This window comes from Intestinirhabdus alba, from assembly GCF_009711095.1.
In the GTDB taxonomy this organism is placed as follows: domain Bacteria; phylum Pseudomonadota; class Gammaproteobacteria; order Enterobacterales; family Enterobacteriaceae; genus Intestinirhabdus; species Intestinirhabdus alba.
The window spans coordinates 19,975-42,776 of the sequence record NZ_WMJZ01000020.1; the positions used below are offsets into that span (position 1 = coordinate 19,975).

The following is a 22,802-nucleotide window of genomic DNA, read 5'->3' on the forward strand; positions in this document are numbered from 1 at the left end:
TATGGCCCTGTATGATGAATTGTTTCGTCGCCTGATGACCGACTGGCAGCGGAAGGATGGTGCCGCGAAAGCCGGAGAGGCGCTGGATGATATGGACTACCCTTCTCTGGTCAGCGTGCTGCCTTACCAGCATTACGATAAAGACAGCGGCCTGTTTGTAAACCAGAACACCATGGGTTTTATCCTCGAATGTACGCCGCTGATTGGGGCCAACGACGGTATCGTGGAGGCCCTGGACAACTTCCTGCGTAACAAACTTCCCCGTGAACAGCCGCTGAGCGTGCTCCTCCTCGGGAGCAAGTGCGTCAGCCATCTGCTGGATAACGGTCTGTCAGACATGGCCTGGCAGGGGGAGCAGGCAACGCGCTTTGACCATATCACCCGCGCGTTCTATGAACACGGTGCACTGTACGGACTGCCCAACAACAAAGGCTACCCGCTGTCGCTGCGTAACTATCGCCTCTTTATCAGCTACGCCGAGCCGTTGCGTCGTGATGTTGATGAATTGTTTGCCTCTCTGGGCCAGACGCTAAGTATCGTGCAGCAGTCGCTGTTTGCTGCGAACCTGCAATCTGAGGTGCTGGATGACCGGGGGCTGGTCGGGCTGGTCCGTGAAATCGTGAACTTCCGCCATGATCGCATCACGCCACCGCCTGATGAGGTGGACCCGTATGAAGAGCTGAATGCCCAGTGTGTTGCCCGCTCCATCAATCTGAAAGTGACGCCGGATTGTCTGCACCAGAGCCAGTCCTCCGCAGAGGGGGGGCGGGTGAAAACCCGCATCATGAGTTACATGCCGGAGAAGAATCCGGTGAAGTTTGCGCTGTGGCAGGGCGGGAACAACCTCAGCAATCTGCTGGACCCGACGTCGACGGTGCCGTGCCCCTTTGCTATCACGCTGACGACAGAGCTGGATGTTCAGGCGAAGAGTCAGAACGAAGCGGTACGCAAGTTTGCCACCAACGATAAGCGGGCAAACTCCCCGTTCGGTAAGTGGGTGCCGGGGGTTAAAAAGGCCGCCCGTGAGTGGGACGGATTGCGTGAGCGACTGTCTACCGGGCAGTCGGCGCTGGCGCGCTACAGTTTAGGCGTCACGCTATTCTGCGAGGATGATAATGATAAAGCCCTGATGTGCGAACTGGCGCTGCAGAATACCTTCCGCGCCAATGGCATTTCGCTGTGTTCGCCCACCTTTATGCAGCTGCGTAACTGGCTGTCGCTGTTTCCGTTCATGATGCCGGAAGGGTTATGGAGTGATATGCGCCGCAGCGGCGCGACGCTCCGGGCTGAGTCCTTTAATGTCGCCAATCTGTTGCCGGTGGTGGCGGATAACCGTATCTGCCCGAAAGGCGTGCCCATTCCTTCGTACCGTAACCAGCTCTCGTATCTGGACCTGTTCGACAGCAAGTCAGGGCTGGGTAATGACAACTATAACCTCGGGGTGTGTGGCACCTCCGGAGGTGGAAAGTCCTTCCTGATGCAGACCATCATCCGGCACATCCTTGACAGCGGAGGGCGGGCCTGGGTGTTCGATATGGGGGATTCGTACAAAGCCCTGTGCGCCAACGTTGGCGGGGTCTACGTCGATGCCACCGACCTCAAGTTCAACCCGTTTGCCGGTATCGTCAATATTGTGGAATCGGCAGAGAGTATCCGCGACCTGTTGCTGGTCCTCTCCAGCCCGTCAGGCAAGGTCGATGATACCGCCAAGTCTATTCTGCTCAACGCCGTACAGGCGGTCTGGGAAGGGGAGGCACCGTCGAAACGTCGCGGCAACGCGGTACTGATAGACGACGTCTCCGACCTGCTCAACGTCTGGACCACAAGTGAGAAGTACCGGGACGCCACCACGGTACGTAATCTGATGGAGGAGATGGTGGTGTCGCTGCACAAGTACACCACCGGCGGTATCTACGGCGAATACTTCAACAGTCCGGAACCAGCGCTCGATGACAACGTTCGGTTCTGCGTGCTGGAGATGGGGCGCCTCAAAAACAAACCTGACCTGCTGGCGGCCATCATGTTCTCGATGATGATTTATGTCGAGCAGCGGATGTTCCTGTCACCCCGTAGTGAGCGTAAGGCGGCCATCATCGATGAGGCCTGGAAGCTTCTGGCGAGTGAAAACGGCTTTATTGGTGACTTCATCGAGAACGGCTACCGCACCGCACGTAAGTATGGCGGCGCCTATATCACCATCACCCAGGGGATTGAGGACTTTGACGGTGACAAGGCCAGCATCGCGGCGAAAGCTGCCTGGTCCAACTCGTCGTTCAAAATCATCCTCCGTCAGAACCGGGAAGCCTTCCGCAAGTACAACCAGAAGAATGAGGGGCAGTTCAGCTCATCGGAGCAGACCATCATTGAAGGTTTCCCTTCGGCCAAAGATGCGCTGTAGCGCGGCGAAATTTTTTGGACTGTTTCGCATACAATTTCGGACTGCATGACGCGCTGAAAAATGCGCATTTTGGACAGTCCGAAATATTATGCAAAAGATTTAAGCGGTACGAACCCAGATAGCAACCAGGATACTCTTATTCACTACGCTGAAGGCGGCCCCAGAGCCTGCAGAACCGGTCGCAGCAGGTAACGAATGGGTATGGGCTGGTAGTGTTACTGTATGTGTATGGGCACCTATCCCTACGCTATGACTGTGAGAACCTAGCGTAACCGAATGCGTATGGGCACCTATCCCGACAGTATGCGTATGAGCACCACTACTGGATGTGGTCCTGCTGGTATCAAAAGTACCCGACCATGTGCCGGTACTACCGGCTACAGCGGTTCCTTTACCATAAGCGAGTTGTTGATCTGCATATGTGTGAGTATGTGCACCGGATGAACTGCTGGTTTTGGTGCCATAATCGAACGAACTGGTGGTCTTGGCTCCGAGGTCGGTTCCTGACGATGTTTTGGTTCCGTAATCAAACGAGCTGGTCGTCGCATTTGCTGCTGCAAACTGACCTGTAGAACCACCGATGGTATGGGTATGCGCGGGAAGATTGGCAGTAACCAGTGTTACAGTATCCCCGCCTACAATTTTACCCAGATCGGAAAGGTCCGCTTTTGCCGTTCTGAGCGTCAGACCATCCCCCAGATATTCCCAGGTGGTATCCGGCCATTTATCGTTCGGGTTGGTTGTCCCTTTCGTAATGTACAGTTCACCGACATCAGGGACGTATTTCGCTTTTGTAACAGCGTCAGATATCAGCGACTGAATCGCCTTTAAAAGCTGGTCCTGTTTGGTTTTGTCCGGCTCTACACTGGCTGCATCCAGAACATTAATCAGCTCCTGTTGCGTGTCCCGTGTCGCTGCCTGGGAGTTATTCAACCATTCAGCGGTAACGATGGTTCCCTCAATGCCCTGAGTGGGATCGCCGTCGTGAAACAGATTGTCCGGTGTGGTAACCGGTGGCATCAGATTTTGCATTACTCGCCATCCTCATACGTGAAGTAACAGTCGGTAAAAGCGGGTTTCAGGTCTTTAAACGTGCTTTCCAGAATGGACTCGCCGAACGCCAGCAGCGGCTCGCCCGCTGCCGATGCGCCCGCTCTGAACCGGTATTTCGGGGTACTGGCCCCCATAACATTGACCTGCCAGACCCAGCGCATCCCCTCAACAAACAGACGGTCACCGGCGCGATTCACGCCAGCACGGAATGCCCGTGGCTCTGATATGGTGATGGTGTAGCCGAGACTGGCCGCCAGCCCGATGAAATACGGGATAGACAGACCGCCGGTAGCGGCCATCCTGACCAGAACGTTCTCGCGTCGCTCCTGCTGAGTTGCGCCGTCGCGAGGGGAAACTGCGTAAATGCGCTCCCAGTCTGACAGCGTGGTGGAGGCATAAAATGGGGTAATTGACGCCAGAACGCGCCCGGCAGACGCTCCAACGGCGTCCATCAACCGGGCTTCCGCTTTCAGTTCGGCCGAGAGGTGCTTCCCGTTCGGGTCATAGCTGACCGGCGGCAATAAGGCCCGGAATAAATCAACGGTTATCATTTGCCGGTATTCCCCTGCGGAAACGGCTTAACAGCTATATCGCCGGGGCGGAGCCATTCCCACGTCGTTTCATCAATGACCGCTTCAACGTTGGTGGATGGTGAAATGATTTTGCGGTCAGTCACGCCGCTGATTAGCGATATCTGGGTTTCCAGCTGGGAAATAACGAGTTCCTGCCCTGGCTCCAGACGGCTCATAAAGTCGGTAATCACGTCAGCGACCAGCGGTTTAACCTGCTCAATGGTCAGGCCGTTGGTCTTAATCTGTACTTCAAAATCCACCGGCTTTTTTGTCGGGGCCACGACCAGCGTATCTTTTGCCGTAACCGGGCGCCGGTCTTCAATATACGCCCTGACAGTCTCGATCAGCTCCTGCGACGGCAGGTCATTAGCCGAGGTGATCGCCACATCAACCGTACCCAGTCCACGACGTAGTGGTGCGACATATGCCGACGACACGCCGTCCACTTCCAGCGCCCAGCGCTTGTAATCGTATTGGTTGCCCCCCGCCGGAGGCTTGCGCAGAACTTCCAGATAACGCGCCAGCAGGTCAGTGTCAGTTTCCTGATCCGTTCCGCCAGTCAGTGGACCGACGATAACCGCACTGTTGATGCCTTCCGGCGGACTGACCAGTGTTGCGGCAATAGCGGTAGCCTTGTTGGTTGCGGACCCGGTAGCGGTATTTCTGACCGCGACAACGCCAGTTCCATCGTCACCAATCGTACAGACGGCGGTGGTGTTAACGCTGATCCCCTCGGCCCGAATTTGGGCGCCGACGGGTAACACCTTGCCTGCCGTGCCGGTGATGGAGGCAGAGCCAGCCGAACGGGTCGCTTTTTTGCGATAAATATTGCGGGTGCGGGCGTGTAGCTCCAGATTTTCTGGATCGGCGGTGTCAGGGAATATCTGACGAACAATCCAGCCCTGATAGGCGTACAGTCCGTCAGCCACGGCTGAAACGGTATTAGCCCGGACTGCGTAGTCGCTGTCTGTACCGGTATCGATACTTTCGCCCGGGAGCGCGTTCTGTATGTCACGCAGCTGGCGGGCAGTGCTTTCGGCAATTGTTGGAACCGGAAATGTCATTATGCAATCCTTACCGGGTGTGGGAACTGGTGAGGGGTTCCCGTGCCGTCCGTGACCGTTACCAGCAGAATCAGCCAGCCCTGTCGGCCCTCCCGGGTGTCAACGGTAACGGAATCAGCCCGACCGTCATCGAGCAGCGGCTGAAGCGCCTGAGAGGCATACTGGGAGGCCAGCTGGCGGATACGGGGTAAATCCTTTTCCCGGCGCAGTTCGTGGAGACGAGAACCCAGAGACGGATCCGCCCAGTAGCTCCCGAGCGGGGTCTCAAGACGCAGATACACCGCGTTTTGTAGCGAATAAATCCGGCTGTTGGTGTAATCGCCGGTAGAGGGGGAAATATTCTGGTCCATGCCGCCAGTCTGGCAGCATGGGGCTGTTATCAGGAGGTGAAGGGGTTCAGCGGTTAGTTTACGGGGATATCAGACATCCCGTCGGGGGTATTGTGTTTGTGGGTACCGATTTTAATCCCGTTAATGGTCACGTCAACCGATGTTATGGTGCCGCCGGTGTGGGTAACATTTCCGGTAAACGCTGTGCCTTCACCGCCACTGACCGCCATCCCGCCGTTACCGGTTATCTTCCCGGCGACAATAACCTCCTGGCTGGCGGTCACCTTCGGTGTGGTAAATCCGGCACTCTGTTCGGCTTCCACTTCGTAGGTTTTGCACTTCACGCGATAAATGTCGCATTCGGTTTCAATAATGCGGCCACGCTTCATGACGATTTTAGCGCCTTCGTCGGTATACAGCGCCACTTCCCCGGGTTTGAGTGCGGTCAGGCGATACGCGCCGTGCTCAGTGGCCACAATGACGGTGTGGGACGTGGAGCCATTGAGGGGGATTGCAATCCCCATCGACCCGGCCAGTGGATTGGAGGTAAAGCCGTAATGCTGGAAATATTCCGCCCCGTCCAGGTTTTCCCCGGCCAGCCCTTTCAGTTGCAACATCTGGACCTTTGTCGAACTGTCGGTCGCGCTGGTGATGGTCCGGAATGCCTGGCGTATATTCTGGAGTGCCTGCTGTATCCGCTGATTAACCTTATTCCACATTACGGACTCCCCACGTCAATAATTGCCACATCATTTTTTTGTTTCCGGCCCCGGCGATGGCGGCGCTTTTTATCCCGGGGGAATGCATCAGGGATCCAGACGCTGTCCTCTTTAAACCGGAGTCCCGTCGTCTGGCCATTTCGCCCACCGCTGAACTGGCGCCCCATCAGAAAAAACACGGCATCCAGTCCGTGCGGCTCGCTGACAATGCGGACACGCTGCCCCGGTGTCCAGAGAGTCCCGGCGGCGGTCCGGTGGCCGGGAACCTCGGCGCTGATATCCCAGCCGGACAGGCGGGCGTCGCTCATGGCCTTTTTGGCCCGATAATTCACCTGTTCCATATTGCTGGTATCGCCGATAGTAATAATCTGCGGGCGGTACCAGGTCACCGTCGGATCCGTTACCACTGCCCGCATATCATGCGTGCCGGTCTGGCCGCTCCCTGCTTCACTGGCAGCGCTGGCCAGCAGCCGGACGCTGCCGTCGTCGTTCCAGACATCAATCGGTGCTGTACTGGTCTTACTGTCTGCGTGGCGGGCGTGTCCCTGAGCCAGTGCCGTCAGTTCGGAGTAACAGCCGTTAACGGATCGGGTTTCCTCCAGTGACAGCAGATTATTACCCGTGCCGTCATTTCTGAGGACCAGCGTATCCACCGGATCCGCCGCGTAATCCGGCCCACCGACGACCAGCGTCCCATCGGGATCGAACCAGGGCCAGAGACCGCGACCAGCGGCCGCTTTCTCCAGGGCATCCCATGCCCGCATTCCCGGCTCAATAGTGACCTTGTCGTTACGCGGAGCGCTGCTGGCCTGAACCCGGATATTCCGGACTCCCAGCGGCCTGACGATTTTTTCTATAACTTCGTCCAGGGTGAGCTGGTTCGCGCTGAAAACCGGGGCGGCGCAGTCAACCAGAACGGCGGCATCGTCACGGCCGGTCAGCGCCAGCGTATAGTTCTGGCGGGAGACAATTCGGCGAACGGCATCAATCCGGCCACTGAGGACCGTCTCGTCGCCCACCTGCAGCCGGATAACGGCCCCCCGGACAATCTCCGCCGGAAAGACCTTATCCGGCAGTCCCAGCACCAGTTGCCAGCCGTCGGCGGGTTTCAGGAAGTCGCTGTCGATACGGTAGCTGCTCCAGTCTGAGTGGGCTTTTCCCGCAATCACCAGGCTGATTTTGTCCTGTTCGTTATCTGGCATAGGCATTCAGTACCATCCCGGCGGTAATCTGGTTGGGGTTGCGAATTTCAGGGTTCAGGTGCAGCAGCTCGGCGGAGCGATGATGGTCGCCATACCAGAGGTGCGCCAGCAGATGCAGGCAACTGTCAGCCTGTACCTGTCGGCGGGTGAGCGGCGGACGGCGGGCGAGAATCATCACGCCCAGATCCTGCAGCGTCAGCGCGATAGTCTTCATGCTGTCGACCAGCGTCAGCCACATAATCCCCACCGGCGCGGCGGTTTCCGTGACCGTTTCCCGCGTTGGCTCGTAACGATGGCGGAACAGGTCAATGGTGGTCTGGATCCGGATCCGTACATCGCTGACTAGCTTTCCGATATCGTTGGGGGTGAGCTGCGCCGTTTGCTCATCATCAGACAGGATCGCCGTGGCCGCGCTGGCCAGTTCGGTGACGGCCGCCACGGCATACGTCGTTTTAATATCCTGAACATCCTCCGGCGAGGCATCCGACGGCAGGTCCACCGTCGGGGCTGTATCACCATTAATGAAGGCCTCCGGCAGGCTGACCAGCGTATCCATATCCTTAACGACTTCATTCCAGGTAGAAATTACGGTCGATGACGTGGCCACGTCCGCCACGGTGTCAGCCAGACCGATGGCCGTCACCGGCGCTGTGGAGGCCAGCGCCGGAACAGCGCTGGCCATGTTGGCCACATGGGTCTCCAGAACCTCGCTGAGCGCCTGAACAAACTGAGCGGGGTTTTCAGCCAGCCCGACCATCTGATCCATCGTAAATGAGATATCGCTGTCATACGTCAGCAGCGTATTAATCAGCGTGGACTCCACCGTTTTAGCCCGTTTAATAAGGCTGTTAGCCGTATTTAAAGGGGCTGTAACAGCATCAAAAAATTCGCCCAGCTCTGCCGTCAGCGAGTCCAGCGTATCAAACAGCGACGCTCCGAACATTTCAGGCAGGGCCGCGCTGAACAGCGCAGTTCCGGTCCGGTTTTCCAGAAAACTCAGGTCAACCGTGCAGCTATCCGGGTTTTCGGCGTCATGATGGATCCCGTAGCCAGTAACGATAACAGACGGAATGGAGCCATAAACCGGGTGTATCAGCTCACCGTCTCCAGGCTCGTCCAGTGCGGCAATCAACTTCTGCAGGTGGTACTCGTAGGTGTCGCCCCATAACAGCGCTGTGAGCCGGAACGGCCGCGATTTGCGCCCCAGGTCTTTCAGGTCGGCGCCGTCAACGTGGGGATATTCATACGCGGCGTGGTCACGGCTGATTTCTTCATCGGTAGCGATGACGTCAAACGTCACCCCCCGGAATGATGCAGGTTGCATGTTTTCCCAGCCCATTAATTTGGTCCTCCTGTGCCTCTGTTGCCGTCCTGAATGTTGTGCTGATTCACCGACTCGGCCAGAACGTGGCCATCGACGAACAGTTGCGTGGTAACGTTCACCTGCTGTGGTGGGAGTGAAACCGTTCCACCGGCTTGCTGCGGTGAGGCGTTGCCGCTCCTGGAGGAAGAGGCAGGAACGACACCCGGCGCCCCTCCGGTCGCGCTGGTGACCTGTGACGGAGACACGCTGGCATTCGCGGCGCTGCTCTGTTCGTCGAGATAGCGGCGGATCCAGACCTCGTTCTCAGTCGAATACCCTTCGCCGAACTGATACCAGGGCTGGTATTTCTTTCGGGCGGCATCGATAAGTGACTGGGGATATTTGGCCCGGATAGCTTTCCAGCGCTCTTCGCTGCCATTGACGGCGGCGTCTTCCTCCGGGCTTGTCATGGTGGCCAGTGCGGTGACCGTGCCGCCAGCTCCCGCCAGTTTTCCCAGAAATCCCAGCAGGGAGCCGCCTTTTGCGGCCGTTGATGCGGCGGCTGTGGCTGCGCTGGCCGCGCCGGTGGTTCCGGCAGCGGCTCCGACTGCAGCACCGGCACCGCCCGCCAGAAATTTCAGCCCCGCAAAGGTCACCGCAGCGGCAGTCATGGACTGAATGGCTGTCGCTGCGCCTGCGGCTGCAGTGGTCAGCCCGGGGAACTCTTCGCCCAGTCGGCTGAGTTCACCGGCGGCAGAGCCTGCGACATCAGCCAGCTTTTTAACACTGTCCATCTGCGCAAAGTCGGCCGTGTTGCGGGCCTGCTCAAATTTGAAATCGTTGGTATCAGCAATAAAGGCGAAGTCTTCATCCCCGGCGCGTTTGCCTTCCGGCAGCGCACGCTGCTGGTTTATCTCCGCTTCGACCTGCTTCCGGTATGTGGGGTTGTTACGATAGGCCAGTAACGCCATCAGCGCCTGGCGGTCAGCAATCACCTTACCAACGCCGCTCCCTTCCAGGATCGTCGCCATCGACTCCATGACGGCGGAGCGCTCGGCGTTGTTTTTTGTTGCGCCCATGCGCTGCTGGAGCTGCTGGTATCGTTTGTCACTGCCGACAACCCGGTCGACAACCCGGGAGAACGCCTCGATGGGGTCGATCCCCTTTTCGCGGGCGTTGGCCAGCGTGCCTGGCAGGTCGATACCGTGACCGTTAACGATGATTTTTTTCGCCGCGTTCGCCGCGTCCGCGCTGGTGAGTTTGGCCAGCAGGTTAACGACGTTGTTCCCGGCCTCGTCGCTGCTGCCCGCCGTGACGCCTGCGGCCTCGTTCAGGGTCAGCAGTTTGGAAAAGTCGTCGATCCCCTTCATACCGGCAGAGCCTGCCGCCGCCATCTGTGGTGCCAGCCAGCGGGCCATGTCCTGCAGTTCGAAGTTGCCCGCTTTACCGGCGGCAATGGCCATATTCAGCGCGGTGGGTATGTCCGAATCCTGGAGGCCAAACGACTGTTTGCCCTTGATGGCCAGCGAGGCCAGATCCAGCGGTGATGCACCGGACGCCGTGGCGTATTTCATGAGGTCCGGTAACCATTGACTGGCTGTCTCATAAGAGACAACGCCGCTGGCCAGCATCTGGTTCATGGCCTCCGCCGCGTCTTCCTTCGTGCCTCCACCGTAGCCGACAGCCTGGCGAATGCTGGTATCCATTTTCTGGCGTCCTGCCAGTCGTCCCGCCTGTCCTTCACCACCGAACGCAGTATTAGCCATCATGCTGAGCTGGCGCTGATAGACCATCTGGCGGCTGACAGGCCGGGCCGCAACGGCAACACCGGCGGCGATACCGCCGGTTATCCCCATGATATTACCGCCAATGCGCCGGGCTTCTGCCATGCGGCTGTAGCCGCGCATTTCCTGATTTAGCTCACGCAGACGCCCACGCATGGAGCGATAAGCCCGTTCCTGCTCGCGGGCAGATGCGACACCGCTACGGGCCAGCCGGTTATAGCCAGCGATGGTCTTCGTGATTTCCCGCTGAATGGCCCGCTCAGAGCGAACGCCCAGGCTTTCCCGGGTCGTGGAGAGACGGCGGGCTTCCTCCGCCGCCGTTCTGGCGCTCCGGGCGGTCTGCTCATTGCTTTTCTTCTGCTCAGTGCTGGCATGGCTGGCGGCCTTAGTGGCATCGGTGGCCGCTTTGGTGGTGAGTTTTAACCCTTTAACCAGAACCGCCGACGCATCGTCTTTGGCGGTCAGGGTCATGCCTACTTTGAAGTTACCGGCCATTACGGGATTTCCCTTTTTTACGTTTCTTTCTGAGGGATTTAAACGACTGACGGGGGGATGAGTCTTTCCTGCCGGGCTTGTTACCGTTCAGCCTGCTGAGAGCCGCCAGATAGCTGTCCAGCTCCTGGCGGCTCATCTGCATTATTCGCTCTTCGGTAACGCCGTACTTTCCGAGGGCGAGGACGGCGAGTCGGTGTCCGGCGAGCCGGGATTCCCGCCGCTCCGCTTTGCCCGTAATTCCCCCTGGGCACCTGTCAGAATGTCGTAATCGTCATCCGTCAGATGTTCGTGAAGCAGCTCCGCCGTCAGCTCCTCCCGGGGAATGCTTCCCAGCCTGACCAGCGTACTGGCCAGAATGGCGCAACGGTACCAGGAATCAGGGATAAACCCCTCGACAGTGCCGTATTTTTCTTCGGTATCATCCAGGGCTTCGAAATTATGGCGCATGAGGGGAAGGCCGATTTCATAATCGACGTGAAGGGTATCCCCGAACGGGATCCCATCCATCAGCGTTCCGGTTTCAGTTTTCGCCTTAATCATGCGTTAACCTTCCTCAGTGCGGCCAGCTTGATGTCAATTTTGGCTTCGTTATCCACGGTGTACTTTTCCCCCACCTCAGTGGTGAAACAGTCCAGATATGAGGTCCGCTTGCCGGTATTGCCGAGCGGGTACAGGGTAACCTTGACGCCTTCCAGATTCTCCCAGTCCGGCTCGTCCGAATCCGGGATAACCGCCGAAACTGACAGTTCATACGTGGCGATACCCCGCGCAAATCCTTTCGCCCGGCCGGTTTTGTTCATCGTCTTGACGAGCTTACGGCCGGTGCTGTTCTGAACGTCCAGGTCGGTGATTTCGATTTCCTGGCTGTCAATCTCCAGGACAATCGAACCAATATATTCTTCCAGTGCCATTAACCGGCCCTCCTTACAAAATCATATCGATACGGCCAGCGAACACATGAAGGCCGTTCACCACATCCGCCGGGATGGTGGCATCAACGCGGTTTGCATCAACGCCGCTTTTCTGGGCCTTGAGTTTGCTCCGGTTGGCCTCGACGTTCTCGATGATTTCCGCGTCTTCGAGCTTCATCAGCACGTCGTACAGCTCACTTTCCACCTTCGGCGGTGTCCGGGTGCTGAGCTTGTCGCGGGGGAAGCGCAGCAAAATACGCTCACGACACGCCTTGCGGACATAATCCAGCGTCCGGATTGACGTAATATCCAGCAGCGACGGATCCGCCACGCCGGTGGCGTTGACGGTGTAGGTACTGACAGCGCGGACAATCTGTACGGTATTTCCGGGACCGACCTCTATCGGCGTCAGGCCGTTATGTAAGGCGTTTTCCTGTTCGTTGCGGCTTTCACGCTGCGACATATCCACGATATCCAGCCCGGTCAGCGCCAGCGTGTTCAGTGGCCGCGCCGGGTCTTCCTCGCTGGCCATCACCGCGCCATAAATCGCGGCCAGAATTGCAGGCAGCCGGGCCGAACCGCGATACCACGGGACAGAGACGCGGCCATCGTTCACACCACTGGCCAGCGTCGTTCCGGTCCCCAGACTGCCGGTCCAGCCAGCACAGCCCACGGCGCCGCGCTGCTCCATTGCGTTACCGGTGCTTGTCAGGTGCTCGCTGAGAGCGGCCAGCGCCTTGTCGGTGCTGAACGGGCAGATCAGAATGTTATGGCCAGCGGCAAACACCGCATCCAGCGCGGGCTGAATATCCGGATTCTTCTCGCCCCCGGCCATGGGGGTGACGGTCAGGGTCAGACCGGTAACGGTGGTACTGGCGGACAGCGCGATATCATTCCCCCATTCGCCGAAGGAACGCGCCGACAGGGTTAGCTGTTTGTTTTCGGTGTCATAGGCACCGCCAGCCAGCAGCGCCGGGATTTTCTGCATCGCAGCCACCAGAGCCGGAATAATGGTGGCTTCACCGTCACCGCTGGCCACGTTTATTGCGACCTCGTCTCCGGCAATCCGGAGCGTCAGGGTTCCGGCCCGCGTGGCTTTCCCTTCCACCTTAATGGATCCGCCAGCCGCCACCCCGGTGTCACCATCAGTCAGGCCGATAACGTCCAGCTGCAGATAGTTATTGGCCCTGATTGCCGCCCGGGCCATCGCGGTCGCCAGTGACCCCTCGCCGAAGAGGTCGGCGGCTTCATCGTCGGAAAAGACGCTAACGGGCGTCAGCGGCTCAGCGCGGCCAGTGGATAACATCGGACCAATAACAAGTACCCGCTGGGGATTCCCGGGCAGGGTGTTAACCGCCAGACGCGTATTAAACTCCAGATACGCGCCGGGCTTGCGGATACTGTTCGGGATAGTGTCAAACTGGATATCACTCATTTTCTGACGCCTTCTTGTTCGTTTTGCCTTTGACCGGCGCGGACGTTTTGGCGCTTTCCGCTTCGCTCTCGTTTCCCGCGTCTGTCAGTGTGGCGGGGGCTTCCGGTTTATCACCGACCAGAACCAGATCGCCATCGGTCAGTGCGCGGCGATAATAGGCCGAACTGTCGACCTCCACGGGTTCTCCAGCAATGTATTGTTTCGCGTTATGCTCCGTCGGGAATTTAAGCCCCGGCGCAGCCTGTACCTTTAGTTTTGCCATTTGCAGAATCCTCGATTAATTTCAGTAGCTCCCGGGTACGCACGATGAAGCGGGTGAATCCATACGCCCAGGCTATCCCGTAACGCCTGCGGTTATCCTGGAACAACATCCGGTCTTCCCAGTGCCACCATCGCCGCCCTTTAATGGAATCCGGCAGAAAAAGAGAAATAAGACTAATCACGCCCTGAATCATGGTCTGGCTCCTGCAGTTCGACCAGGTCTTCCGGATCGTCCTCCGGTCGGGTGCCTGGCTGGTGATAACGCATACCGACGCGCAGAAAATCCGGATCCGGATCGGACAGTTCGCCCCGGTAAATATTGAAGTCGGCATCCGGTGAGGCGGGGTCGCCTGAGCGCTCCGGCCATCTGCCATTCTCCAGCGCCAGCTCCACCCAGCGGGTATCGAATTCACACGCAAAGACGGCCAGCGCCTGGTCTTTCATCCGGGTGTTAAACAACGTGCGGACCCGGCCCGGCTCGAAATAGTCAATTTTCAGCCCCAAATCCTGCCCGGTGATAAGACGGCGAACCGACGTTACCAGGCGGTTGGTCCCGACTTCATTCAGATTAACGCCGCCGTGGCGGGCGCTTTCGTCGTCGCGGTCGTTGTAGTCACCCACAACCACCACAAAACGCCCGGTAGCGATGCGCTTCTGGCGTGAGGTGCTGTAACGCTCGGTTTTGACAATGCCGCCGAACGTGACCCACGCGGAGGGTAAACGGCGAACAATCTCGCCCGGATCGTCGTCCAGCTCCCCAGAGTAGGTGGTCACATCCAGCACCATCTCTCCCAGTCCACGACGCAGGCGCTCAACTATGGCCCGTTCAATGGACGTAATCAAAACGCACCGCCCCGGGTGGATTCCCGGCCGAACTGACGGATTCCCGAACAGATACGCATCTGGGACGATGACTGGATCACTGAGCCGGACGTATCGCGCCCCAGATTGACTTTTCCACTGGCCACGTCGCGCAGGAACTTGATCGCATCGTCATAGCGCAGCTTGATTTCGTCGGTCAGGCGTCGGTAATCCGTCGTCAGCTGATAGCGGGCAATATCGCAGCAATACCCAATCAGCACGCCCGGGGTATCCGGCCATGGGGTTTTGTAACGCCCCACCAGATAGCCGTCGATAAGAGAGCTGGCCCGCTCCAGGGCAAACTGCAGCTTTTCGTTATCAACCGTTCCCGTGCGTTGCTCGTCAGTCAGTGAGACTGCTTCGCGTTCGCTGAACGATTTAATAAACTGTTCTGGTGTGGCGTAGGCCATGGCTTATTTCCCTTTTTTGGTGGATTGTGCGGCGTCCTGCTGCGTGGCCACATCGGCGGCTTTCTGACGCTCCGCTTCCAGATCTGCCGTCAGGTCGGTAACCTTCTGGCGCTCTGCCTTCAGCTCTGCCGTCAGGTCTGTAACCTTCTGACGTTCAGCATCCAGCCCGGCAGTCAGTTCGCTGTTCTTTTTACGCTCGCCGTCCAGAAGGTCGGTCAGCAGTTTTACCTGCTGGTACAGCTCATCGGACTGACCAGACGGCTGGTCGTTTGCGTTGCGGATGGCCACGACCAGCATCGGCTCAGATTTAAGCTGCTCCAGCTGCTCTTTCGTAAAGCGGGACAGCGGGTAAGTCTGGGTTTTATCACTGTGAACCAGTCCCGCACGGCGGAACCCGTCACGTTTAGCGGTAATATCGATAACCTTTTCCATGGATTATGCCTCCGTTCCGGTGGAGCCATAGGCCAGCTGCCAGAGGCCATAGCCGCCAGCGGCGCGGGCTTCTGCCCCGTATTTAAATTTCTTACGGGTGAATACATCATCCGAATTAAGGTCGGTCTGTTCGACCAGATGCGGGGCTTTACGCTCCTGATAGAAGAACGGGGTAATCGCTTTTTTGGTGTCCAGCAGGAACCAGGCGGTGTCGCTGGTTAAACGCGGATCCACCACGACTTCCGCCGTGCCCTTATAGATATTGACTTTTCCATCTTCCAGTCGGTCCGACGTCATCAGGGCGTTGGCAATATCCTGCAATGCCACCGGGACCAGGAGAATATTCGGCGTAACGTTCAGAGCGCGGCCATCGTCATCTTTGACTTTTCCCATCTGTGTACGGGCAGCACCATAGGACGCCTTCGCTGCTGCCAGCGTGTCGATGGACAGCGCTTTAGTCCCTTTATTGGAAAAGACGCCATTCCCCACAGGATGGTCAGTGTCAAAAAAATACTGACCGTCATAGCAAAGTGAGGTAAACGCATTACTTACCAGCCCGGAGACAATCTCATCCGGAAGTTGCGCGGCAGATTCACCGGCGGATTTCGCCTGGATGGCGTAAATTCCGGTCTGGTCGTCTTCGAGGTCGTTACGGTCGACCTCAATGGTCGCTTCCCAGTCGTCGTTCTCAACGGAGTATTTGAACGCGGCCAGCGATTTAACGACCTTCTCACCAATCCACTTACGCATCTGAGGGAAGTTGGACAACCAGCCATAATCGTTTGATTTCCCGGTTGACGGAATTTTCATCGCAATCTTCTGCCACTGCGTCGGCGCGCCTTTTAACGCCCCGTTAAAAGTGGTTTTCAGATTGACGAAAAACGTCGCAATATTCGCCTTGTTAACAAGCATTTGTTACTCCTTAAGAGATGAAAACCCAGACGCCGTCCGGGGATACTTCCAGAACAGTTCCGGCAGTACGGTTTACGGTGCCATCCACACAGACTGTTACGCTGTCTTCCACCTGACAGCGCTTGCCAACTGCGACCTGCTCGACTGGTTTGGCTGAGCTGTTCGCCAGACAGAAGCCAGCGCCGCGCTGAACCAGAACCAGAGCGTCGCCGTCCGCGCCGTCGGTGTTATCGACACACTCATCGGCCAGCCCGATGACCGCCAGAGAGTCGGTATCAGTGCCTTTATCGGCAGGAACGGCAAACCCGTCGCTATTGATGGCGACCATGTTGCCCCCGTAGATGTTCACGCCGCCCGCCACTTTCAGGGGAATCAGCAGGCCGTCTTTACGCCAGATAGCGCGATCCATTTTTAATCCTCCAGTTGTCTGGCAATTTCCGCCGGGTCGTGACCAAACGCGGAACAGATGGCCAGCTGTTCCGCCGACATACTGGCGGTGTTGACCTTGTCTTCCGGTTTCGGCGGGATGAATGTTTTGGTCTGGGTCTGAGTCAGTGCAGCCAGTTTCGGCGCCTTATCCAGCCAGTCTTTGAACCCGGCCATATCCTTCTGGCCGTAATCCTTCGCCCACGACTCCTGAGCAGGCAGCAGACGGCCGTCAGAGAGCGCCGCCTGAATCAGCGTGTCGACTTCCTGAGTGGCTGAGGTCTGAGACAGGGCCGCATAACGGGCCTGCAGCTCAGTAAATGCCGCGACCGGAATATGTTTGGCCGGGTCGTATGCCTGAGCGGACAGGCTGGCGACCTGCTCGTCACGGGCGGTCAGGATGTCCAGCAAGCTGGAGGCGGCCGCCGTGCCGGATTTCTGCTGATTCTGGGTAATGTAATCCACCACTTTCTGCAGTTCGGCCTTAATGTCCTCTGGGGTTGATGTTTCGGGCAGGTTTAGCATCCAGCGCAGGCTGCGCAGTAGTTCCGCTAAATATTCTTCATCCACAGTGGTGGTCTCCGTTTGGGTTGACAGGTTAGCCAGACGGCTGGCTGCGGCCAGCATGACCGCGTCCATACCATCCAGCGCGGGGGTATTAGTGAGCGCGGCGTGCAGCAGCTGCGTGACTTCGCCGCGCTTGTTGTAGAGGAATACCGGGGAAATGTACTTATATTCACCGGCGGCAATCATGGCGGCGGCTTTGTCGGTCCATTCAACACCGACGGCCCATAGCCCGGACCCGTCGCGCCATTCCACCTGGCTGAACCAGCCCGCAGCGGGTGCAGGCTGGCCGTTTTTAGCGGCGTAAAGGGTCTGGTGCTCGTAATCAATCACCAGCGGCGTGGCCCGTGCGTCCACCGCAGAGACCAGACTGGCCGCCAGCTCCGCCGTCATGACCCAGCGACCGCCATCGACGTCGTCCGGCCGACCATCCACAGCGCTGAATTCCCCGGCGGGGAAAAGCTGGATTTCGTTATGGTTCGCTTTCGCGATTTCTATGGCTAACGCCGCGATACGTGTTTTCATACGCGGCATGATGGCAGGGACACAAAAACGGGAGAAGCTGAGGGGGTTCAGCGGTAGCAATAAGGAAGTAAGGGGAAAAGCAGGAAAGTAACCCCTGTTAAACCCCTTTTAAAAACGCCTGTAACGGGTTTTCAGGGGGGAGGTAACAGAACGGCGCCTCTCAGGAAGATAAAACGCGCACAGGGGATTACAGCGCGTTTGTCATCGACTAGTCAATAACGCGTTCAAAGTAGAGGATCGCGGTTTCTTCCAGGTCCCTGATATCGCTGTCGATTAACTGGAGGAACGGTCGGGCGGGCATATTCACCGTATAGGCGCCGACGGTCGCGCTCTGTACAAAATTGCTGTTGCGCTTTCTGACGAACTGGCGGCTGACACCGCCGCTTTTGTACTGTTTAAAATACAGGTTAGTCGTCCGGGCCGGATGCCTGATTTCGCCGCCCTCGTTGTGGATCCGGGCGTATCTGACATTGGTCCCGACAGTGGCGTCGTCATTCGTTACAGCGGCCCTAATGCTCGCCGCCAGTCGACCGGATTTCTGGAGGATCTGCCCCGGGCCGCGCCGCTTTGCATAGGCCGGACTCCAGCCCATCCATTTGGGGCGGCCTTCCTGCTGAAAGTTTTCCTCTACGACATCGAGCATTGTCCCGGCCAGCGCGGTCATCAGGTCATGGCGTTGGGTGGTGGAGCGGATCAGTTTGTCGAGCGTGGTGTTATACGCCGTTAAGTCGATTTTAATATCCAGTTTATCCGCTGCCATTACGCCCCCGGAGTGTCCTGTAGCGCCCAGCCTGTCAGCTCGCCACCCTGAACAGTGGCCACCGACCAGCGTTTGCCGTACTGCATCGAATAGCGCCACGCATTCCCGCTCTGCGTCATCGTCTGCGCATTCTCTATAGTCTGCTGGATCAGAACGTAATCGGACATCAGCGGCGGTGTGTCACGCTGCGCCAGCTGCTGCATGACCGGAGCCGACAGACTGACGGTCTGACGGTCTGCGCCAGTATGGCCCATCTGGTCGGGTGACAGAACGGCCAGCGGATAACGCTGGCGGGCGTCCAGTTGCGCAGTATTCCGCAATGCCCGGGCAAAGTCCGGCCCGGTCAGGGAGCCGGTGACGTACTGGCGGGCGGACGCATAATGATACTTATCCAGCTCCGGCTGCCAGGCAACACGCCCCGGGTTATAACCAAAGCCCGCATCAGCGGTATAGACAGAGCCATCCGGCATTCTGAGGCCCATCGTTTTGATGGTCTGTCCGGGCTGGCCGTATTCCTGTTCTACTTCGACCAGACGGCCCTCACTGCTCTGAACGGTAAGCCCGTATTTCTCCACGTCCGCCTGAGAGCGGGCACGAATACGACAGCGGCAGCCGTACCCGTCCGGGGGATACAAATATTCCCAGACCGGGTCGTCTGCTGGCGCCGTAAACCTGTTCAGGGCAGCATGTCTGGGCCGGGTGTGGGAGTCCATCACCGCCACGCGTTCAAAATAGGGCCGGTCGGCAACGTTGGCCATCTGTTGCTGATAGCGCCCGACGTTATAGCTGGACTGAATATTGGTATCAAAGATGGTCTGTAAGCGGCGTGGCGTCAGTTGTTTGCCCTGTAGTTCCCCGGTCTCCGGATCAGCGACCAGCCCTTTACCCATCCAGCCTTTAGCCTCCAGTAGAGGCAGCAACCCCTTAACGAACTCCTGCCAGGTGTCGCCATTCTCCAGCGCAGACTGGAGGGCGCCCCGGATATCCTGCAGCACGTCAAGCTTCATGACCCCCGCTACGGTAAACGAGCGGGCGTGGGCCACATCGCGGACGTCGAACCAGTTGAAGCCGATGGCGTACCCCTTTGACTCGAAGTAATTAATTGCTTCTTCCGGGGCCAGCGTGTAGGCATAACCCAGATCAACGTCGTCAGCTGTCGGCATTCAGACGCCCCCAGATATCCGAGACAAAAAACGCCTGGGTCAGCAGCTGCCGCAGCGTGTCGTCCGGCAGCGTGGGCCAGGCTTCCGCCAGGATGTTCATCGCCTCATCGGCGCTTTGTCCCTGCTGCAGCGCCTGCACCAGTGGCGCCAGCAGCTCCTGCATCCCCTGATTGATGGCACCGGCGGGCAGTTCTGCGCGATCGATAGCCTCCTGAGCCGGATCGTCATCGTCGGTTGTGCGGGTGTTGAGCGCTGCCAGATTCAGGGATTCATAGCGCTGTCTCAGGCTGACTGGCGCGGTCAGCGTGGCCACCGGCGGAACCTCCAGCACCGGCTCGCCGTCCTTCGGTGTCGGGATGCCAGTCTTCTTCCTGACCCACGAAACCGGAATATCCGACAGGCGGACCTGATTCACCAGCGTGGCCAGCCCGGTCGCCCAGTTGCTGATATCAATCTCTTCCTGGGTATCAAACACGAAACGGGGCAACCGGCGCGGATGGATTTCATCGTAGCCGTTCAGGGTAGCCAGCATGTGGGCCAGGTTATTAAACATCCCTTCCAGTTGCCGGGCATCGGCCGTCAGAATATCGTGGCGCACCTCGTTATGGACGTTCCCCAGCGCGTTAGTCGATGTTTTACCGTCGGCCTGGCTGGTCAGCGTACTGCCTAAAATCGCCTTTGAGGTGGTGCGCTCCGCCCAGTCAATCATGGCCATAAACGTGTCGGCGCCACCTGACGCGGCGTTTTCGAATTTGATTTCGTTCCCCTGGGGAATAGCGGCCACCGCTTCATGCCCCAGGGTGACCAGCGCCTCCAGTATCTGATCCCGGTCCTCGTCGCTGGTTCCCTGCGCATAATAGGCGATACGGGCCGGCAGACCGTATATCTCCAGGAACTCCGCCAGGTCACGCAGGGCAAAGTTTTTAAACAGATAGGGCCAGACCAGAACGCGGTACAGCCCCGACGAACCGATAAACCCGGAGCGGGCGTTATTACGATGGACCAGCCAGCCGAACGGCCACAGCTCGGACCCGCTTTTTCCGTCTTCATAGCTGCCATCGTCGAGGCGGATTTCGTCCCCGTGCTCCGGCGTGGTAATAAACCAGTGGTGCGGCTTTTTGGTCAGCGACGCCGGTAGCCAGGTCTTGTCGACCAGCTCCCAGACGATTTCCTGACAGCTGAAACCATAGCCCACCGCACTCATACCGTTGAGGATCACATCCTCCATATTGGGGATGCCGGTCATCCAGTCGGCCACGGCGGCGGTCAGGTTCAGCTCGTCGCGGGAGGCGTTAGCCGGTGGCTCTATGGACCAGTCCAGCGTAAGCAGCGCATTACGGCGCTTTTCCATTTCCGCGAACAGGTGACCATCGCGCTCTTCCATATCGCCGAACAGGCACGCCTGCGCCGACAGGTTTCCCTGTTCGGCGGCCTCCAGGATACGCGGCAGGCGGCGGATATTCAGACCGCGTGACGGGTGATCGGGATAGATGCGCAGGCGCTCGCTTAACTTAACGCTCTGCGTGGTTTTGAGCGTTTCGCTTTTCAGCGGTCGCCCGTACATATCAACAATCTGAGCCATTACCAGCCCCCTGTTCCAAAACGTCCGCGAGTGTCACGCCCCTGGCTTTTCGGGGTGTGGACCTGAAATTTAGCGCTGCGGGAGACCGCCAGCGTCCAGAGCATATGCAGGCAATCCGGCCCGTCGTCGTGGTCCGCTTTCGGATAGTGGCGGAGTTGGTCAATCAGCGTCTGGTGGGCCGGACTGATCCGGATCAGGCCGTTGGCCATATGCGGCTGCAGTGATTCAATGCGCAGCGCCTTATCATCCAGCGGAATGACCGGCAACGCCGGGACAGGAATGCCGAGAGCGGCGGAACGTTCAACTAACACGGTGCGTAAAAACTCCTGGAACTGGACAGACTCAAACGACCAGCACAGGCAATGCCATTCACGCTGGTATTTGATGACGTCCTCAATGATTTTATTCGGCAGACGGCGCCGGATATCGGCTTCCACCACATCCAGAATCCCGGTAAAGCGGTTAAAGCCACCGACCAGAATGGCCGACGGATCGCGCTTCTTGTTCTTCTTGCCGAGGCTGGGGTCGACGGCGCCATAGAAAACCCACTCATTCAGCCGGTTAACCCAGAAGTTAATACAGCCTGCAAACAGGGCATCCTCACCGCTGACCGGGTCGTTCTGATATTCAGAATCAAAGGTGTCGTGGCCGTCACGGACACGGATTTTCATCAGGGCCAGCAGCGGCCGCGCCGCCCACGATACGACGGCACCGGTCAGCATATCGGCTTCATTCTGCTGATAAAACGCCTCCGCGGCCTCCAGTTGCTTGTTACGGATCAGCTCTTCCCACTCGTCCCATAGTTTCATGTGTGCGGGCCACTGGATCACGGCCCTGAATCGGGCCGTTTTCCACATCGGATTATCCAGCGTTCGGGAGAGGACAGAGTCGTAATGGAGAATAGTCCCGATATAGACAATATCGGTCTTACCGCCAGCCTCGCCCAGTGGCATGACGGTTTTGGTCAGCCAGTCGTGCAGCTTGTCGCGCTGCTCCGGGTTGCGGACCATCTCGTCGTTCTCGATATCATCCAGAATAATGAGGTCCGGGCGATAGGGGCCATGACGCAAGCCGCGCAGCTTCTTACCACTACCGGCAACGGTGATTTTGATGTTATTGGCGGTGACGATGGTCCCCATTCGCCAGACACGCCCCTGGCCGCATACTGCCGGGAAATCGTTCTTTAAACGGGGGTTAAACTCCAGTTCTGCCTTGATGGCCTCCAGCATCGGATAGGCCTGGTCGATACTGTCCATAATGATGACCGGGTAATGCTTCAGGCCCAGAATGATGACCCACAAATTAAACAACTGACTGACCAGCGTCGATTTAGCCTCACCACGGGGTGCAGCGATGGCGTCATTCTCGCCGGTCTTACTGGCGATGACTTCCGGCAGCCGTCGGAATAAATATTTATGCAGCTCACTTTTGGCCGGATTTCGGACGTAATGGGGGAAATAAGTCTCAACAAAAAAATCATAACCCGTGACCGGGTCAGCCACGGCGGCGCGGCGTTCTTTCGTGGCCTGCGGGTCAACAGCGAACCCCAGACACTCGGCCTCGATGGTCTGGCGGAGGTTAGAAATATATTCCTGCAGGCTCTGCTGGAACGCTTTAAGGGATAATTTCCGCTTTGCCACG

General features: G+C 58.1%; 24 protein-coding genes. 1 reads left to right on the forward strand and 23 read right to left on the reverse strand.

Translation table 11 applies throughout. The features are described 5' to 3' along the window. Position 1 precedes the first annotated feature (1 nt). Positions 2–2,398 (forward strand): type IV secretion system protein TraC, encoded by a 2,397-nt coding sequence (gene traC, locus GJV78_RS14585; protein WP_230979147.1) that lies wholly within the window; start codon positions 2–4, stop codon positions 2,396–2,398. A gap of 99 nt (positions 2,399–2,497) precedes the next feature. On the opposite strand, the gene GJV78_RS23315 is transcribed toward traC, so the two are convergent. The 23 genes from GJV78_RS23315 to terL form a co-directional block, all read right to left on the reverse strand. Next, on the reverse strand, positions 2,498–3,430 hold the full coding sequence (locus GJV78_RS23315) for a tail fiber protein (protein ID WP_209439254.1): 933 nt from the start codon (positions 3,428–3,430) through the stop codon (positions 2,498–2,500). Further along, on the reverse strand, positions 3,430–4,002 hold the full coding sequence (locus GJV78_RS14595; RefSeq protein WP_155109036.1) for a YmfQ family protein: 573 nt from the start codon (positions 4,000–4,002) through the stop codon (positions 3,430–3,432). The genes GJV78_RS23315 and GJV78_RS14595 overlap by 1 nt, the downstream gene beginning before the upstream one ends. Continuing rightward, positions 3,999–5,087 carry a baseplate J/gp47 family protein gene (locus GJV78_RS14600; RefSeq protein WP_155109037.1) on the reverse strand — a complete coding sequence of 363 codons (1,089 nt, stop codon included), beginning with the start codon at positions 5,085–5,087 and terminating at the stop codon, positions 3,999–4,001. Before GJV78_RS14600 ends, GJV78_RS14595 begins: the two co-directional genes overlap by 4 nt. Next, positions 5,087–5,437, reverse strand: coding sequence for a phage GP46 family protein (locus tag GJV78_RS14605; RefSeq protein ID WP_155109038.1), 351 nt, complete (start codon positions 5,435–5,437; stop codon positions 5,087–5,089). The genes GJV78_RS14600 and GJV78_RS14605 overlap by 1 nt, the downstream gene beginning before the upstream one ends. A gap of 53 nt (positions 5,438–5,490) precedes the next feature. Beyond that, entirely contained in the window at positions 5,491–6,135 is a 645-nt protein-coding gene (locus tag GJV78_RS14610) for a phage baseplate assembly protein V (protein ID WP_155109039.1), read from the reverse strand. After that, the gene (locus GJV78_RS14615; RefSeq protein WP_155109040.1) at positions 6,135–7,343 is read right to left on the reverse strand and encodes a phage baseplate assembly protein; all 1,209 of its coding nucleotides are present in this window, start codon (positions 7,341–7,343) and stop codon (positions 6,135–6,137) included. Before GJV78_RS14615 ends, GJV78_RS14610 begins: the two co-directional genes overlap by 1 nt. Continuing rightward, entirely contained in the window at positions 7,327–8,676 is a 1,350-nt protein-coding gene (locus tag GJV78_RS14620) for a DNA circularization protein (protein ID WP_155109041.1), read from the reverse strand. The genes GJV78_RS14615 and GJV78_RS14620 overlap by 17 nt, the downstream gene beginning before the upstream one ends. After that, entirely contained in the window at positions 8,676–10,919 is a 2,244-nt protein-coding gene (locus tag GJV78_RS14625; protein WP_155109042.1) for a phage tail tape measure protein, read from the reverse strand. The genes GJV78_RS14620 and GJV78_RS14625 overlap by 1 nt, the downstream gene beginning before the upstream one ends. Positions 10,920–11,060: 141 nt before the next feature. Continuing rightward, positions 11,061–11,459, reverse strand: a complete 399-nt coding sequence (locus GJV78_RS14630; RefSeq protein WP_155109043.1) for a hypothetical protein — start codon at positions 11,457–11,459, stop codon at positions 11,061–11,063. Beyond that, the gene (locus tag GJV78_RS14635; RefSeq protein ID WP_155109044.1) at positions 11,456–11,830 is read right to left on the reverse strand and encodes a phage tail protein; all 375 of its coding nucleotides are present in this window, start codon (positions 11,828–11,830) and stop codon (positions 11,456–11,458) included. The genes GJV78_RS14630 and GJV78_RS14635 overlap by 4 nt, the downstream gene beginning before the upstream one ends. Before the next feature lie 13 nt (positions 11,831–11,843). Then, positions 11,844–13,265, reverse strand: coding sequence for a phage tail sheath C-terminal domain-containing protein (locus tag GJV78_RS14640; protein WP_155109045.1), 1,422 nt, complete (start codon positions 13,263–13,265; stop codon positions 11,844–11,846). Further along, complete coding sequence (locus GJV78_RS23320; RefSeq protein ID WP_155109046.1) at positions 13,258–13,527, reverse strand: DUF2635 domain-containing protein; 270 nt, start codon at positions 13,525–13,527, stop codon at positions 13,258–13,260. Before GJV78_RS23320 ends, GJV78_RS14640 begins: the two co-directional genes overlap by 8 nt. Beyond that, entirely contained in the window at positions 13,490–13,720 is a 231-nt protein-coding gene (locus tag GJV78_RS23010) for a hypothetical protein (RefSeq protein WP_167519583.1), read from the reverse strand. Before GJV78_RS23010 ends, GJV78_RS23320 begins: the two co-directional genes overlap by 38 nt. Continuing rightward, the gene (locus tag GJV78_RS14650) at positions 13,701–14,369 is read right to left on the reverse strand and encodes a DUF1834 family protein (protein ID WP_155109047.1); all 669 of its coding nucleotides are present in this window, start codon (positions 14,367–14,369) and stop codon (positions 13,701–13,703) included. The genes GJV78_RS23010 and GJV78_RS14650 overlap by 20 nt, the downstream gene beginning before the upstream one ends. Then, entirely contained in the window at positions 14,366–14,797 is a 432-nt protein-coding gene (locus tag GJV78_RS14655) for a gp436 family protein (RefSeq protein ID WP_155109048.1), read from the reverse strand. Before GJV78_RS14655 ends, GJV78_RS14650 begins: the two co-directional genes overlap by 4 nt. 3 nt (positions 14,798–14,800) lie before the next feature. After that, positions 14,801–15,229, reverse strand: coding sequence for an HI1506-related protein (locus GJV78_RS14660; protein ID WP_155109049.1), 429 nt, complete (start codon positions 15,227–15,229; stop codon positions 14,801–14,803). Between the two features lie 3 nt (positions 15,230–15,232). After that, entirely contained in the window at positions 15,233–16,141 is a 909-nt protein-coding gene (locus GJV78_RS14665) for a Mu-like prophage major head subunit gpT family protein (protein ID WP_155109050.1), read from the reverse strand. Between the two features lie 10 nt (positions 16,142–16,151). Beyond that, complete coding sequence (locus GJV78_RS14670) at positions 16,152–16,550, reverse strand: hypothetical protein (protein ID WP_155109051.1); 399 nt, start codon at positions 16,548–16,550, stop codon at positions 16,152–16,154. A 2-nt stretch (positions 16,551–16,552) separates the two neighbouring features. Continuing rightward, the gene (locus GJV78_RS14675; protein WP_155109052.1) at positions 16,553–17,656 is read right to left on the reverse strand and encodes a phage protease; all 1,104 of its coding nucleotides are present in this window, start codon (positions 17,654–17,656) and stop codon (positions 16,553–16,555) included. 208 nt (positions 17,657–17,864) lie between these two features. After that, complete coding sequence (locus tag GJV78_RS14680; protein ID WP_155109053.1) at positions 17,865–18,416, reverse strand: phage virion morphogenesis protein; 552 nt, start codon at positions 18,414–18,416, stop codon at positions 17,865–17,867. Next, positions 18,416–19,579, reverse strand: a complete 1,164-nt coding sequence (locus GJV78_RS14685) for a phage head morphogenesis protein (RefSeq protein ID WP_155109054.1) — start codon at positions 19,577–19,579, stop codon at positions 18,416–18,418. Before GJV78_RS14685 ends, GJV78_RS14680 begins: the two co-directional genes overlap by 1 nt. Continuing rightward, the gene (locus GJV78_RS14690) at positions 19,566–21,161 is read right to left on the reverse strand and encodes a DUF935 domain-containing protein (protein ID WP_155109055.1); all 1,596 of its coding nucleotides are present in this window, start codon (positions 21,159–21,161) and stop codon (positions 19,566–19,568) included. Before GJV78_RS14690 ends, GJV78_RS14685 begins: the two co-directional genes overlap by 14 nt. Then, positions 21,161–22,801 carry a phage terminase large subunit gene (gene terL, locus GJV78_RS14695; protein ID WP_167519584.1) on the reverse strand — a complete coding sequence of 547 codons (1,641 nt, stop codon included), beginning with the start codon at positions 22,799–22,801 and terminating at the stop codon, positions 21,161–21,163. The genes GJV78_RS14690 and terL overlap by 1 nt, the downstream gene beginning before the upstream one ends. Position 22,802: the final 1 nt, after the last annotated feature.

Bases quoted from the DNA above. Each gene is read 5' to 3' on its own strand.
- GJV78_RS14680 (WP_155109053.1), bottom strand. From the start codon at position 18,416: ATGGCAGCGGATAAACTGGATATTAAAATCGACTTAACGGCGTATAAC.
- GJV78_RS14640 (WP_155109045.1), bottom strand. From the start codon at position 13,265: ATGAGTGATATCCAGTTTGACACTATCCCGAACAGTATCCGCAAGCCC.
- GJV78_RS14670 (WP_155109051.1), bottom strand. From the start codon at position 16,550: ATGGATCGCGCTATCTGGCGTAAAGACGGCCTGCTGATTCCCCTGAAA.
- GJV78_RS14630 (WP_155109043.1), bottom strand. From the start codon at position 11,459: ATGATTAAGGCGAAAACTGAAACCGGAACGCTGATGGATGGGATCCCG.
- GJV78_RS14625 (WP_155109042.1), bottom strand. From the start codon at position 10,919: ATGGCCGGTAACTTCAAAGTAGGCATGACCCTGACCGCCAAAGACGAT.
- GJV78_RS14690 (WP_155109055.1), bottom strand. From the start codon at position 21,161: ATGGCTCAGATTGTTGATATGTACGGGCGACCGCTGAAAAGCGAAACG.
- GJV78_RS14595 (WP_155109036.1), bottom strand. From the start codon at position 4,002: ATGATAACCGTTGATTTATTCCGGGCCTTATTGCCGCCGGTCAGCTAT.
- GJV78_RS14610 (WP_155109039.1), bottom strand. From the start codon at position 6,135: ATGTGGAATAAGGTTAATCAGCGGATACAGCAGGCACTCCAGAATATA.
- GJV78_RS14635 (WP_155109044.1), bottom strand. From the start codon at position 11,830: ATGGCACTGGAAGAATATATTGGTTCGATTGTCCTGGAGATTGACAGC.
- GJV78_RS14655 (WP_155109048.1), bottom strand. From the start codon at position 14,797: ATGGCCTACGCCACACCAGAACAGTTTATTAAATCGTTCAGCGAACGC.
- GJV78_RS14615 (WP_155109040.1), bottom strand. From the start codon at position 7,343: ATGCCTATGCCAGATAACGAACAGGACAAAATCAGCCTGGTGATTGCG.
- GJV78_RS23010 (WP_167519583.1), bottom strand. From the start codon at position 13,720: ATGATTCAGGGCGTGATTAGTCTTATTTCTCTTTTTCTGCCGGATTCC.
- GJV78_RS23320 (WP_155109046.1), bottom strand. From the start codon at position 13,527: ATGGCAAAACTAAAGGTACAGGCTGCGCCGGGGCTTAAATTCCCGACG.
- GJV78_RS14675 (WP_155109052.1), bottom strand. From the start codon at position 17,656: ATGAAAACACGTATCGCGGCGTTAGCCATAGAAATCGCGAAAGCGAAC.
- traC (WP_230979147.1), top strand. From the start codon at position 2: ATGGCCCTGTATGATGAATTGTTTCGTCGCCTGATGACCGACTGGCAG.
- GJV78_RS14600 (WP_155109037.1), bottom strand. From the start codon at position 5,087: ATGACATTTCCGGTTCCAACAATTGCCGAAAGCACTGCCCGCCAGCTG.
- GJV78_RS14605 (WP_155109038.1), bottom strand. From the start codon at position 5,437: ATGGACCAGAATATTTCCCCCTCTACCGGCGATTACACCAACAGCCGG.
- GJV78_RS14620 (WP_155109041.1), bottom strand. From the start codon at position 8,676: ATGGGCTGGGAAAACATGCAACCTGCATCATTCCGGGGGGTGACGTTT.
- GJV78_RS14660 (WP_155109049.1), bottom strand. From the start codon at position 15,229: ATGGAAAAGGTTATCGATATTACCGCTAAACGTGACGGGTTCCGCCGT.
- GJV78_RS14685 (WP_155109054.1), bottom strand. From the start codon at position 19,579: ATGCCGACAGCTGACGACGTTGATCTGGGTTATGCCTACACGCTGGCC.
- GJV78_RS14665 (WP_155109050.1), bottom strand. From the start codon at position 16,141: ATGCTTGTTAACAAGGCGAATATTGCGACGTTTTTCGTCAATCTGAAA.
- GJV78_RS23315 (WP_209439254.1), bottom strand. From the start codon at position 3,430: ATGCAAAATCTGATGCCACCGGTTACCACACCGGACAATCTGTTTCAC.